Source organism: Listeria grandensis FSL F6-0971, assembly GCF_000525835.1.
GTDB lineage: Bacteria > Bacillota > Bacilli > Lactobacillales > Listeriaceae > Listeria_A > Listeria_A grandensis.
Window position 1 is genome coordinate 505,281 of the sequence record NZ_AODD01000002.1, and the last position, 13,591, is coordinate 518,871.

At 42.1% G+C, this 13,591-nt stretch carries 13 protein-coding genes and 1 pseudogene; all 14 read left to right on the forward strand.

Annotation, left to right across the window (positions count from 1 at the left end; all coding sequences use genetic code 11):
- Positions 1 to 139 precede the first annotated feature (139 nt).
- The 14 genes and pseudogenes from PGRAN_RS03065 (at position 140) to recN (ending at position 13,523) form a co-directional block, all read left to right on the forward strand.
- Positions 140 to 1,201: a M24 family metallopeptidase gene (locus tag PGRAN_RS03065; RefSeq protein WP_036064944.1), complete on the forward strand. Its 1,062-nt coding sequence runs from the start codon at positions 140 to 142 to the stop codon at positions 1,199 to 1,201.
- Positions 1,202 to 1,273: 72 nt separating this feature from the next.
- Positions 1,274 to 1,837, forward strand: a complete 564-nt coding sequence (efp, locus tag PGRAN_RS03070; protein ID WP_036064947.1) for an elongation factor P — start codon at positions 1,274 to 1,276, stop codon at positions 1,835 to 1,837.
- Positions 1,838 to 2,040: 203 nt separating this feature from the next.
- Complete coding sequence (gene accB, locus PGRAN_RS03075) at positions 2,041 to 2,499, forward strand: acetyl-CoA carboxylase biotin carboxyl carrier protein (protein ID WP_036064949.1); 459 nt, start codon at positions 2,041 to 2,043, stop codon at positions 2,497 to 2,499.
- 13 nt (positions 2,500 to 2,512) lie between these two features.
- Entirely contained in the window at positions 2,513 to 3,868 is a 1,356-nt protein-coding gene (gene accC, locus PGRAN_RS03080) for an acetyl-CoA carboxylase biotin carboxylase subunit (protein WP_036064950.1), read from the forward strand.
- A gap of 29 nt (positions 3,869 to 3,897) precedes the next feature.
- Complete coding sequence (locus PGRAN_RS03085) at positions 3,898 to 4,281, forward strand: Asp23/Gls24 family envelope stress response protein (RefSeq protein WP_036064951.1); 384 nt, start codon at positions 3,898 to 3,900, stop codon at positions 4,279 to 4,281.
- A gap of 48 nt (positions 4,282 to 4,329) precedes the next feature.
- Positions 4,330 to 4,713: a transcription antitermination factor NusB gene (gene nusB / locus PGRAN_RS03090; protein ID WP_036064953.1), complete on the forward strand. Its 384-nt coding sequence runs from the start codon at positions 4,330 to 4,332 to the stop codon at positions 4,711 to 4,713.
- A gap of 163 nt (positions 4,714 to 4,876) precedes the next feature.
- Positions 4,877 to 5,743 carry a bifunctional methylenetetrahydrofolate dehydrogenase/methenyltetrahydrofolate cyclohydrolase FolD gene (gene folD, locus PGRAN_RS03095; protein WP_036064955.1) on the forward strand — a complete coding sequence of 289 codons (867 nt, stop codon included), beginning with the start codon at positions 4,877 to 4,879 and terminating at the stop codon, positions 5,741 to 5,743.
- A gap of 20 nt (positions 5,744 to 5,763) precedes the next feature.
- Positions 5,764 to 7,104, forward strand: coding sequence for an exodeoxyribonuclease VII large subunit (gene xseA, locus PGRAN_RS03100; protein WP_036065281.1), 1,341 nt, complete (start codon positions 5,764 to 5,766; stop codon positions 7,102 to 7,104).
- Between the two features lie 2 nt (positions 7,105 to 7,106).
- Positions 7,107 to 7,340: an exodeoxyribonuclease VII small subunit gene (gene xseB / locus PGRAN_RS03105; protein ID WP_036064957.1), complete on the forward strand. Its 234-nt coding sequence runs from the start codon at positions 7,107 to 7,109 to the stop codon at positions 7,338 to 7,340.
- Positions 7,340 to 8,222, forward strand: a pseudogene (locus PGRAN_RS03110) (polyprenyl synthetase family protein). The gene xseB and the pseudogene PGRAN_RS03110 overlap by 1 nt, the downstream one beginning before the upstream one ends.
- Positions 8,223 to 8,451: 229 nt before the next feature.
- Entirely contained in the window at positions 8,452 to 10,344 is a 1,893-nt protein-coding gene (dxs, locus tag PGRAN_RS03115; RefSeq protein ID WP_036064960.1) for a 1-deoxy-D-xylulose-5-phosphate synthase, read from the forward strand.
- A gap of 2 nt (positions 10,345 to 10,346) precedes the next feature.
- Entirely contained in the window at positions 10,347 to 11,162 is an 816-nt protein-coding gene (locus tag PGRAN_RS03120) for a TlyA family RNA methyltransferase (protein WP_036064962.1), read from the forward strand.
- 196 nt (positions 11,163 to 11,358) lie between these two features.
- The gene (gene ahrC / locus PGRAN_RS03125; RefSeq protein ID WP_036064963.1) at positions 11,359 to 11,808 is read left to right on the forward strand and encodes a transcriptional regulator AhrC/ArgR; all 450 of its coding nucleotides are present in this window, start codon (positions 11,359 to 11,361) and stop codon (positions 11,806 to 11,808) included.
- Positions 11,809 to 11,825: 17 nt separating this feature from the next.
- Positions 11,826 to 13,523: a DNA repair protein RecN gene (recN, locus tag PGRAN_RS03130; protein ID WP_036064964.1), complete on the forward strand. Its 1,698-nt coding sequence runs from the start codon at positions 11,826 to 11,828 to the stop codon at positions 13,521 to 13,523.
- The last annotated feature ends 68 nt before the right edge of the window (positions 13,524 to 13,591 follow it).

The following is a 13,591-nucleotide window of genomic DNA, read 5'->3' on the forward strand; positions in this document are numbered from 1 at the left end:
CATCTGCTATTCTACGCTAATTTGTGAGTTTCGTATAGTTATAACGCATAAAAAAAGTTATTTTACTTCATTTGTGTTAGAATAGCTGTATTCGAGCGGAAAATCAAGTTACATAACATAAAAAATAGGAGGAATTGGAATGACAAAATTAGCAAAAATTCAAGCGTTATTAACAGATCATAAAATCGAAGCAATATTGGTGACAAGTGACTATAATCGTCGCTACGTAGCCGATTTTACTGGAACAACTGGGATGGCTTTAATCACACCGAAAAATGCTTTTTTTATTACGGACTTTCGCTATACGGAACAAGCTGCAAAACAGGCAATTGGTTATGAAATCCGCCAAAATAAAGGACCTATTTTCGAGGCGGTAGAAGGAATTATCTCAGAGCTTGGCATTAAAGTCCTTTCCTTTGAAGAGGCTTACGTCACTGTTGCAGAACACAAGTTGATGCAAAGTTATTTTTCGGCAAAATTAGAGCCGTTTAGCGATCTTTTGGAAGCTATGCGTAAAGTGAAGACAGCATCGGAACTTTCAGCGATCAAGACAGCTTGTGAAATTGCTGATGCGGCATTCAAGCACATCTTAACTTTCATCAAACCGGGTTTGACGGAACTAGAAGTATCCAATGAGTTAGAATTTTTTATGCGCAGAAACGGGGCGTCAGGGTCTTCTTTTGATACAATTGTGGCTTCTGGTCTGCGTTCTGCCTTACCGCACGGCGTGGCGTCAGATAAAATCATCGAAGTTGGCGATTTTGTGACAATGGATTACGGGTGTTACTATAACGGTTACTGTTCGGATATGACGCGTACAATTGCAATCGGAGAACCGAGTCCGAAACTAAAAGAAATTTACGCGGTGACATTAGAAGCGCAACTTAAAGTGATCGAAGCGCTAAAACCAGGCATGACAGGGATCGAAGCGGATGCTATTGCGCGTGATCATATTGCGTCTAAAGGGTATGGAGAAGCTTTTGGGCATTCTCTCGGACACGGTATTGGCTTAGAGATTCATGAAGGTCCAAATCTTTCGATGAAGAGCCCTAATGTTCTTGTGCCAGGGAATGTTGTTACAGATGAGCCGGGTATTTATTTGCCAGGGATTGGTGGCGTGCGAATTGAAGATGATATTTTGATCACGGAAACAGGAAATGAAGTTTTGACACACTCACCTAAAGAACTAATTATTTTATAGAATTGTATAATGGCGCGTTTTGTGGTTAAATAAGTAGGGATGAAACCAACTTAAAAGTAGGAGGATACAAAGATGATTTCAGTAAACGATTTTAAAACAGGTTTAACGATCGAAGTAGATAATGGCATCTGGCGTGTGCTAGATTTCCAACATGTAAAACCAGGTAAAGGTGCCGCTTTTGTTCGCTCTAAATTACGGAACTTACGTACAGGCGCGATTCAAGAAAAAACGTTCCGTGGTGGCGAGAAAGTAGCTAAGGCACAAATCGATAACAATAAAATGCAATATCTGTATGCAAGTGGCGATCAACACGTATTTATGAACACAGAAACGTATGATCAAATCGAGCTACCAGAAAAACAGATCGAGTATGAATTGAAATTTTTGCGAGAAAATATGGAAGTTCAAATCATGATGTACCAAGGAGAAACATTGGGTGTTGATTTGCCAAACACGGTAGAACTAAAAGTAGTGGCGACAGATCCTGGCATTAAAGGCGATACATCTTCTGGTGGCTCTAAGCCAGCGACGCTAGAAACAGGCCTTGTCGTTAACGTGCCTTTCTTTGTAAACGTAGATGATACGCTTGTTGTTAATACAACAGAGGGCGGCTCCTACGTTTCGCGCGCTCAATAAATAAAAATAGTCTGTCTATTCCTGTTTGGAGCCTACTTTTGTAGTTCGCTCAGGACAAGAATCGACAGGGCTATTTTTTTGCGAAAAAACGGTGTTAACCTAAGAGTTTCTATGAAAAGTATGGTACAATAATTAGGATGCGTGACGAATGCATTCGAACTTATATATATTGTATAGATGAATATTGAGGAGTGTTATAAATAATGTTATCAATTAGCGAGATTAAACAACTTGTGAAATTAGTCGATGAGTCTTCATTGACGGAATTCGAATATGAAACAGAACAAGGGAAAATTAGAATGAAAAAAGGTGGAGAACATATAGCTGCACCTGTAATCACGACGCCGACAGTTCAGGCGGTTCTTCCAGCACCATCAATCGAAAGTGAAGCGCCAGTTGTAGCCGCAGCACCTGAGGAAGATCTACACGTTGTCACATCACCGATGGTTGGAACTTTTTATAGTTCGCCAAACCCAGAAAGTCCGGCGTTTGTAGAAGCTGGTTCTGTTGTGAATACAAAAACAGTCGTTTGTATCATTGAAGCGATGAAGCTCTTGAATGAAGTAGAGGCAGACATCGACGGGGAAGTAGTTGAAGTGCTGGCGTCTAATGGGGAACTTGTAGAATTTGGTCAACCGTTGTTTAAAGTTAGAAAGAAATAAGGGGTAATTTATGATGATAAAAAAAATACTGATAGCGAACCGTGGAGAAATCGCTGTTCGTATCATTCGTGCTGCGAAAGAGATGAATATTGAAACGGTCGCGATTTATTCAGAGGCAGATGCTGAGAGTTTGCACATTCAATTGGCTGATGAGGCTTATTGTGTTGGACCCGCTTCTTCCAAAGAAAGTTATCTAAATATGTCTAATATTATTAGCGTCGCTGTTTTAACGAATTGCGATGCGATCCATCCAGGTTACGGTTTCTTAGCTGAGAATGCTGATTTCGCGGAGCTTTGTCAAGATTGTAATATCATTTTCATCGGTCCAAGTGCCAATGCAATCTCACAAATGGGCACAAAAGATGTGGCTCGTGAAACAATGAAAAAAGCAGGCGTACCAGTTGTTCCAGGTTCAACAGGTATTATTAAAGACGTAGAAGAAGCAAAGAAATTAGCAAAGAAAATCGGTTACCCAGTCATTATTAAAGCAACAGCAGGTGGTGGCGGTAAAGGGATTCGTGTGGCAGAAGATGAAGAAAAACTTGTTTCTGGCTTACAGATCACCCAGCAAGAAGCTGAAACTGCTTTTGGAGATCCAGGTGTGTATATTGAGAAATTTATCCAGGATTTTCGACACGTTGAGATTCAAATTATGGCGGACAATTACGGTAACGCGATCCATCTAGGCGAGCGCGACTGTACAATCCAGCGTCGTCTTCAAAAGCTGATTGAAGAAGCCCCGTCCCCAGCATTAGATGAGAAAATGCGTCAAAAAATGGGGAAAGCGGCTGTGAAAGCGGCGAAAGCTGTGAAGTACTCTGGTGCTGGAACGATCGAATTTATCTACGAACCGCATGAGAAATCATTTTATTTCATGGAAATGAACACGCGTGTGCAAGTAGAACATCCTGTAACCGAGTGGATTACTGGTGTCGATATTGTCAAACAGCAAATTTTGGTTGCATCTGGTGAACGTTTAGCGATGAAGCAAGAAGACGTGACTTTAACTGGTTGGGCAATTGAATGCCGCATCAACGCAGAAAATCCAGAGAAGAACTTCATGCCAGCACCAGGCGAAATCAAGTTTTATCTACCACCGGGTGGCAATGGTGTCCGCGTGGATTCTGCGGCATATCCGAATTACAAAATCCCTCCATATTACGATTCTATGGTTGCAAAAGTGATCTGCTATGGCGAAACACGTGAAGAAGCTATTGCTAAAATGAAGCGGGCATTGGGTGAGTTTGGGATTGATGGTATTCCGACGACGATTCCCTTCCATCTGCGCGTCTTAGATCATGAAGTTTTTCTATCCGGAGACTTCAATACGAAATTTCTTGAGAAATATGATGTAATGAATCTATCGTAAGGAGAGATAATCATGGCACTGACAAAAAAATAAAAAACGAGGAAACACTAGGTAAAATTGAAATTGCACCTGAGGTTATTGGTGTTATTGCAGGTCTTGCGGCGGCAGAAGTTGAGAATGTTGCTGGCATGCAGGGCTCGTTTACAAATGAAATGCGTGAACGTTTAGGCGGAGCAGTTAATCATAGCAAAGGTGTCAAAATTGATTTAACGGAAGCGGGTATTGTTATTGACGTTTACTGTTATATTCAGTTTGGTGCCACGATTCCACTACTTGCGCAGAATATCCAAGATAGCATTCGCGAAACAATTTTAAATATGACTGGGCTTGAAGTCATCGAAGTGAACATCCACATTGTGGGTGTCCACTTCGAGCGTCAAGAAACGGTATCATTTGACGAATTAGAAATTTAGTACGAGTTGGGCTAGGCCCTAATTCAGTAATAAGGAGTAGAGCTCTTAATGAAAAGACGAGAAGCACGGGAAAAGGCTCTTCAAATATTGTTTCAAATGGAACTTAATGAGATGCATTTGGATCAAGCGATAGCCAACGTGATGGAAGACGAAAGTGATGCCTACGTAGACAAGTTAGTTGAGGGCGTTGTGGCCAATAAAGCAGCTATCGATGAGCAAATCGCGGGAAATCTTGATAATTGGCGTATGGATCGATTAAACAAAGTCGACCTTGCTATATTACGAGTGAGCGTATTCGAAATGGTGTATTGTGAAGATATTCCGGACCGAGTAAGCCTTAACGAATCATTAGAAATCGCGAAAATCTTCAGCGATGAGAAATCGAGTAAGTTTATTAATGGCGTCTTAGCAAACATTGCGAAAGACGAATAATCCTGATATTTTTTTTCTTTCACACAGTTTCATTTTTAATTTATAAAACCTTTTGTGCAAGCAAGAGGCAGTTTCACTTTTAAAGTAATGTTACCTGTTTCGGGGCTTGTACAGGCCTCGGAATATAAGCAGGTTTCAGATAAAATTCAAGGGGGCTTTTTTGATGGGACAAATTATTGATGGTAAACAGCTGGCAAAGAAAATTCAAGAACATGTAGCAAATGAGGTGGCTGAGCTCGCAAAACAAAATTTACAACCAGGACTAGCGGTTGTTCTTGTTGGTGACAATCAGGCAAGCCGTACATATGTAAGAAATAAGCAGAAGCGCACAGAAGAAGCCGGTATGAAATCCGTTTTAATTGAATTACCAGAAGATATTTCCGAGTCGAAATTATTGGAAACGGTAGAAGCGTTGAACAAAGATGTTACAATCCACGGGATATTAGTGCAATTGCCGCTACCAAAACATATTTCTGAGGATAAGGTGATCGATACGATTATTCCGGAAAAAGATGTCGATGGCTTCCACCCGATCAATGTTGGGAACCTTTACGTGGGTAAAGAAGCTTTTGTTCCTTGTACACCAGCAGGCATTATTGAGTTAATCAAATCAACAGGTGTTGGCATCGAAGGGAAGCAAGCCGTAGTCATTGGTCGTAGTAATATTGTCGGTAAACCAGTCGCTCAGTTGTTGTTACAAGAAAACGCGACAGTTACTATCGCGCATAGCCGCACAAAAGATCTACCAGCCGTTGCTCGTACTGCAGATATTTTGGTAGTGGCGACAGGCCTTGCTAAGTTCATTAAAAAAGAGGCCATCAAACCAGGTGCAGTTGTCATTGATGTCGGTATGGATCGCGATGAAAATAATAAATTATGTGGGGATGTTGACTTCGATGATGTAAAGGATACGGCAGGTTTCATTACACCAGTTCCAGGTGGTGTCGGTCCAATGACGATCACGATGTTGCTAGCAAACACATTGAAAGCCGCGAAACGTATTTGGAATATCCAATTACAGACGAAATAAAGATATAAGGTTGTGGGATGATGGAACAAGATAAATACCTCAGTGTGGAGGCGCTAACTAAATATATCGAGAAAAAATTTGAAGTGGATCCGTACTTGAAGAATATTTATGTTAAAGGGGAAATTTCAAATTTTAAGCAACCTGTCAGTGGTCACATGTATTTTACGCTGAAAGATGAAGGTGCTGAGCTTCGCTGCGTGATGTTCCAAAAATCCGCAACAAAATTGGGTTTTAAGCCAGAAGATGGGATGCAAATTTTATTGACTGGTCGTGTCAGTGTATTTAGTAAAGGTGGTCGCTATCAGCTCTATGCGGAGTGGATGGAGCCAGATGGTATTGGTAGCTTATACATTAAATTAGAGCAGTTGAAGCACCAGCTCGAAAAGGAAGGGCTTTTTGCGCAAAATCGCAAACAGGCGCTTCCTTCTTTTCCTGCCAAAGTTGGGATTGTCACATCGAAAACGGGGGCTGCTATTCGTGATATGATTACGACGATTAAGAGACGGATGCCAGCCACTGAGATTCTGCTGTTTCCAACGATTGTACAAGGAGATACGGCAGCACCTAATATTGTCCGAAACATTGAACGTGCTAATTTTCGCAATGATATCGATGTGTTGATTATTGGGCGTGGTGGTGGCTCTATTGAGGATTTATGGGCATTTAATGAAGAAGTTGTCGTTCGAGCGGTGGCTGATTCGGCTATCCCGATTATTTCGGCGGTAGGGCATGAGACGGATACGACGCTCACCGATTATGTAGCAGATGTGCGAGCTGCCACACCAACAGCAGCGGCAGAACTCGCGGTCCCGGATTATCGAGATTTGCTAGAGCGCGTGGCGGAACGCCGTTTCCGATTAATTCAAACGATACGACAGCGAATTGACATTTCTAAGCAGGAAGTAGCGCGCTACCAAGAACGACTAGTCATGCATGGTCCAAAACGCCAAATGGAGCAATACCAAGAACGGATAGATTATTTTATGGAACGTTTGGAACGAGGATTGAAGCAACATCTTCTGTTGAAACAGCATGCCTTTGAGCGTGTCGCATTTCGGCTGGCACATACAGGGCTAGATCGTGAAATAGCGCAACAACAGCAACTTTTAGCTAGTTCAAGCAAAGATTTGAATCGCCAAATGAGTCGGCTACTCACAACGAAACGGCGTGATTTTTTGCAAAAAGTAGAAGCGTTGGAACATTTAAGCCCGCTAGCATTGCTAAATCGGGGATATAGCGTTGTTTACAAAGAAGATACCATTTTGACAAGTAACGAGAAGGTAGCGGTTGGTGATGAGATTACAGTGAGAATGGCTAATGGTCAGGTTCGAGCAAAAATTACGGAAAAGGAGGACAACTGATTATGGCAACGAAAAAAGTGAGCTATGAAGAGGCAATGAAAGAGTTAGAAAACATCGTCCAAGCGCTAGAAGAAGGCAATGTTTCGCTAGAAGATTCACTTGATATGTACCAACGAGGTATCGCGTTAACAAAATTATGCCAAGAAAAGCTTGCGGCTGCGGAAGATAAATTGGCTAAGGTAGTAACGGAATCGGATGAAGAAGAGCCGTTTCAGGCAGAAGAAGGTACTAAATAATGATGACTTTTGAGCAGTTTATGCAATATTATAAAAAAGAAGTCGAGCGTTGTATGGAGCATGCGGTTACAGCAACAGAATCGGATCAGAAAATAGAACAGTCGATGATTTACTCATTAGGAGCTGGTGGTAAGCGTATCCGGCCGTTACTACTACTGGCAACGATTATTGCTTTTGATGAAAAGCCGCAACTTGGTTACCAAACAGCGGCTGCGATGGAAATGATTCATACATATAGTTTGATTCACGATGATTTACCAGCGATGGATAATGATGATTACAGACGAGGTAAGCTTACGAACCATAAGGTATACGGAGAGGCGACAGCTATTTTGGCAGGGGATGCGTTGCTTACACAGGCATTTGAGCTTATTGCATGCGATACGACTTTGTCTGGCGAAACGCGGCTTCAGTTGGTACAACTATTTGCAAAAAGTGCGGGTTCGAATGGAATGGTAGGCGGACAACAAGCAGATATTTTGGGTGAAAATAGAACACTAACGCTAGCAGAATTAGAGTCTGTGCATCGCCGGAAAACAGGCGCATTGTTAACGGCTTCTGTGCTTGGTGGTGCGATTATTGCTGGTGTGCCAAAAGCGGATCAAGATATATTGGCTTCATTCTCCAACCATATTGGAATTGCGTTTCAAATTTGCGATGATATATTGGATGTCATCGGTGACGCTAAAAAAATGGGTAAAAACAACTGGTGGAGATTCTGATTTACAAAAGAGTACGTATCCAGCATTGTTAACCTTAGACGGTGCTAAAAAGGCGCTCGTAGAACATACAAATGCAGCGAAATTAGCCTTACAAAAATTAGATATAGACGCGACGTATCTGCTAGGATTAACGGATTTAATTGCTGTTCGTGAGTTTTAAAAAATTAAGTATGTCTAAGCGCATCTTCTACTGGTGCGCTATTTTTCTCGTTAAGTGGCTTCTAATACCTGTACAAAAAGTTACTTTATTTGATTGGTGCCGACAATTTAATAGTAATATCCTTTCAACTGGTTTATAATAAAAACAATGGAGACTTTTAAGGTAGCAGGCTTTTTTACGTGTACCAATCGATAATGATGGAGAAATCCTAGAAAGTGAGTTGTTTTGTTTGGATTTATTGAAAGTTAAGGATCCTGCGTTCGTGAAAGACTTGGACGTGACGCAAATGGAAGCGCTCAGTGCGGATATTCGCGAGTTCCTAATTCAATCGACTTCCAAAACGGGTGGGCATATTGGGCCAAATCTTGGTGTTGTTGAGCTAACTGTAGCACTTCACCATTGTTTTAATAGCCCTGAGGATAAGTTTTTATGGGATGTCGGACATCAGTCCTATGTACACAAAATTTTAACTGGTAGAGCAGATAGATTTGATACCCTTAGGCAACATGACGGTTTAGACGGTTTTCCAAAGCGTAAGGAATCGAAACATGACGTTTGGGAAACAGGACATAGTTCGACTTCGCTCTCCGCAGCAGCAGGTATGGCGATCGCACGAGATATTCGCGGTGAAAAATACCACGTCTTACCGATAATTGGTGACGGGGCTTTAACTGGTGGCATGGCTCTTGAAGCGCTCAATCATATTGGCGATATGGGGAAAAATGTGACCGTGATTTTGAATGATAATAATATGTCGATTGCACCAAATGTTGGTGCGATGCATAATGTTTTAGGTAAGTTGCGCACATCTGGTAAGTTTAAACGTGCCAAAAAAGATATTGAAACAGCGATGAAGCGTATCCCGACGGCCGGTGATAAGATTGCTGGTGCTGCTGAGCGAATCAAGGATAGTATCAAATATTTACTCGTGCAAGGAACGTTTTTCGAAGAGATGGGCTACACATATCTTGGTCCTGTGAATGGGCATGATTACAATGATTTGATTACGAATATGGAATTTGCGAAGAAGGTCAAAGGTCCGGTGTTAATGCACGTCGTGACGACCAAAGGAAAGGGCTATCAGCCGGCGGAATCTGATCGGACGGGTAATTGGCACGGCACAGGTCCTTACAAAATTGAAACGGGTGACTTTATCAAGCCTGTTGGTGGACCTCCTGCTTGGAGCGCAGTTATTAGTGATGCGATGTTGGAGTTGGCACAGGGCGACAAACGAATCGTTGCGATTACACCAGCGATGCCTGTAGGTTCTAAATTGGAAAAATTTGCGACGGCGTTCCCGGATCGCTTCTTTGATGTTGGGATTGCCGAACAGCATGCGACAACGATGGCGGCTGGACTCGCTGCGCTTGATATGAAACCATTTTTGGCGATTTATTCGACGTTTTTACAGCGGGCGTATGATCAAGTTGTACATGATATTTGCAGGCAAGATTTGAATGTCATGATTGGGATTGACCGGGCTGGTTTAGTTGGTGCAGATGGTGAGACGCATCAAGGGATTTTTGATATTGGCTTTTTGCGTGGCATTCCGAATATGACAATTATGATGCCAAAAGATGAGAATGAGGCGCGTCACCTTGTGAAAACAGCACATGAATACGACGCAGGTCCAATCGCGATTCGGTATCCTCGTGGCAACGGACTTGGCGTGAAAATAGACGCTGAAATGAAGGCCCTGCCGATCGGTTCGTGGGAAGTGCTCAGCGCGCCAGTAGACGTGGCAATTTTGACATTTGGGACAACGATTCCGATGGCAGCTGAAGCAGCGATGGAACTAAAACGTCAAGGTATCCAAGCTGGTGTTATTAACGCTCGTTTTATCAAGCCGCTGGATAAAGATATGTTACATGACCTCATGAAGCGCGGCATTCCGATTATTACTGTCGAAGAGGCGCTTTTAAAAGGCGGTTTTGGCACAGCGGTGCTTGAGTTTGCAGAGGAACATGGCTACGACCAAACAGTGATTCGCCGGATTGGTCTTCCTGATGAGTTCATTAGCCACGGTTCGGTAGATATGATCCTGGCAGAATACGGTATTTCCGCCCTTGGCATTTTAAGTACAATTCAAAAAATATTACCAGAAAAACAGATAAGGGCGTAGAGATGGCGATAAAAAAAGAGCGTGTAGACGTATTATTAGTAGAACAAGGGTTATTTGAAACCCGTGAAAAAGCAAAGCGGGCCGTGATGGCTGGTTTAGTATATTTAAAAGAAGAACGCGTTGATAAGCCCGGAGAAAAGTTTCCGGTAGAAGTCGAGTTCCAAGTGAAGGGCAAGGTTATGCCTTACGTGAGTCGTGGCGGGTTGAAGCTTGAGAAGGCGTTACAAGTGTTTGATTTGGCGGTTAAAGACAAGTTGCTACTCGATATTGGTTCATCCACTGGTGGCTTTACGGATTGCGCCCTTCAAAACGGTGCTAAACATTCCTATGCGCTAGACGTAGGCTATAATCAGCTCGCTTGGAAACTGCGCAATGATCCGCGTGTCACCGTGATGGAACGCACCAATTTTCGTTACGTTACACCAGCAGATTTTGAGCAAGGCTTGGCTGATTTCGCGACAATTGATGTCTCTTTTATCTCATTGAAACTTATTTTACCAGTCTTGAAAACAGTGCTTGTGAGTGGTGGCGAGGTCATGACGTTGATCAAGCCGCAGTTTGAAGCCGGCAAAGAACAAGTCGGCAAAAAAGGCATTATCCGCGATGCTAAAGTGCATCTGGAAGTCATAGAGAAAATCACCAATTTCGCGATAGCAGAAGGTTATTCTGTGCTTGCTGTCGATTATTCTCCGATTACAGGTGGCGAAGGGAATATCGAATTTATTGCTCACTTAAAATGGGATAATAAGGCTGAAAATCACTTGTCAGAGACGGCGCTCACAGAAATCGTTGCCGAAGCACATTCGAATTTAGAATAATTATGCATACCGAGTCGTCTGATCTAGATGGCTTGGTATTTTTGTATTTTCAGCGTATTTCCCATTATTTCAAGCCTTATTTTGACTTTTTCACATGCATAATGGCTTTCAGAAACTTTTTTCAAGTTAAATCCGTGACTTTATGCTCGTTTTGGGCTAAGATGTAAGAGAGAAAAAGTTCGTGAGGTGAGAAATTATGAATAAAGGTCATCGTCATATTATTATTAGAGAACTCGTGACATCCAATGAAATCGAAACACAGGAAGATCTTGTTGAGTTATTGCTAAAAAGAGATGTCAAAGTCACCCAAGCCACGATTTCCCGAGATATTAAAGAATTGCATCTTGTCAAAGTACCAACACAAACAGGAACATATAAGTATAGCTTACCCGCAGATAATCGATTCAATCCACATCAAAAGTTAAAGCGTTCGCTTGTCGACGCATTTATTAGTGTAGAAGTCGTCCAATTCATGTTGATCTTAAAAGTAATGCCCGGAAATGCCAACGCTATTGGGGCGCTCATTGACAATTTGAACTGGGAAGAAAAAGTAGGCTCATTGTGTGGAGATGATACATGTTTGATCATTTGCCGCAGTGAAGAAGATGCGAAAGTATTATCCGAGCGTTTTATCGAGATGCTCTGAGTTTGAGGTGAATAGATTTGTTACAAGAACTAACGATTAGAAATTTTGCTATCATCGAATCTTTAAATTTATCTTTTCAAGAAGGTATGACGGTATTAACGGGGGAGACCGGCGCAGGAAAATCGATTATTATTGATGCGCTCGGTCTTCTTGTCGGTGGCCGAGGTTCTGTTGATTTTATTAGACATGGGGAAGAAAAGCTTGAGATTCAAGGACTGTTTACGATAAACCCGCACAATAAAGGTTGTTTAGACGCGCTTCATAGTAACGGAATTGATGCCAGTGACGGCATGGTTGTCCTCGAACGTATCTTATTCCAAAGTGGCAAAAACACCTGTCGGATTAACGGGAAACTAGCAACGACCGTTGTTTTGCGGGAAATTGGATCGCGGCTTATCGATATCCATAGCCAGCATGAACACCAAGAATTGATGAACGATGAGTTTCATTTACAGTTACTCGACCGCTTTGCTTGGAATGACATCGCGTCTACTTTGGCGAAATATCAGACGAAATATGTGGCATATACAGAAATGAAGGCGAAATGGCGCAATTGGACCAAAAATGAACAAGAACTGGCACAGCGTTTGGATATGTTGCGTTTTCAACAAGATGAAATCACAAGTGCGAACTTACGTCTAGGTGAAGAAGAGGCTTTGATGGAGCAAAAGCATGTCCTTGCTAATTTTGAGAAAATCAATGAAAGCTTGCAGAATGCTTATACTGCGCTACAAGGAGAAGAACGAGGTTTAGAGTTTATTTCGGAAGCGATGCGTCATGTGGCTTCGGCGAGTGATATTTTACCAGAGTATAAGGCGTTAAGTGAGTCCGTCGCTTCTAGTTTTTATTTACTGGAGGACAGCGCGATGCAAATTCGTCAGGAGCTTGATAAACTGGAGTTTCAGCCAGATGAGTTAGATACGATCGAAACGCGTCTGAATGAATTGAGCCAGCTAAAACGCAAGTATGGAAAGACAGTGGAAGCGATCATTCAATATAATGAGGATATCGATCAAGAAATTGTGGAGCTATCTGATCGAGAGACACACTTAGACCAGCTTGAAAAAGACCTTGAAAAAGCGAAGGATCAGTTGCATGAGCTGGCAACAAAATTAACAACAATCCGTCAGAAGTCAGCAAAGCAATTAGAAAAACAAATCAAGGATGAACTGAATGAACTCTATATGGAAAAAGCGATTTTCCAAGTGAACTTTGCGACACAAGCGAACGAATTCACAGAAAATGGTGTAGATAAAGTCGCATTTTATATGAGTACGAACCCAGGTGAGCCTTTAAAACCATTGTCTAAAGTTGCATCGGGCGGGGAGCTTTCCCGAATGATGTTAGCGCTCAAAACGATTTTTTCGAGGCATCAAGGCATTACATCTATTATTTTTGATGAAGTCGATACGGGGGTTAGTGGGCGTGTCGCACAAGCTATTGCTGAGAAAATTTATGCGGTCGCGGTGGGGTCACAAGTTCTTTGTATTTCTCATCTTCCACAAGTAGCAGCGATGGCGGATCATCATTTCTATATTTCCAAAGCAACGACGGCGAATCGAACGATGACTTCCGTGACGCCGCTGTCAGGAGAGGAAAAAATTGAGGAGATTAGTCGGATGATTGCAGGCATTGAAGTAACAGATGTCACGAAGCAACATGCGAATGAGATGTTGACGCAAGCGATGAAAATCAAAGCACAAAAGCAAACGTAATCTAAAAATGAATTAAATAGCTTGCATCTCAAAAGAAATTTGCTTACAATGATGAGGTAGTATTTTTT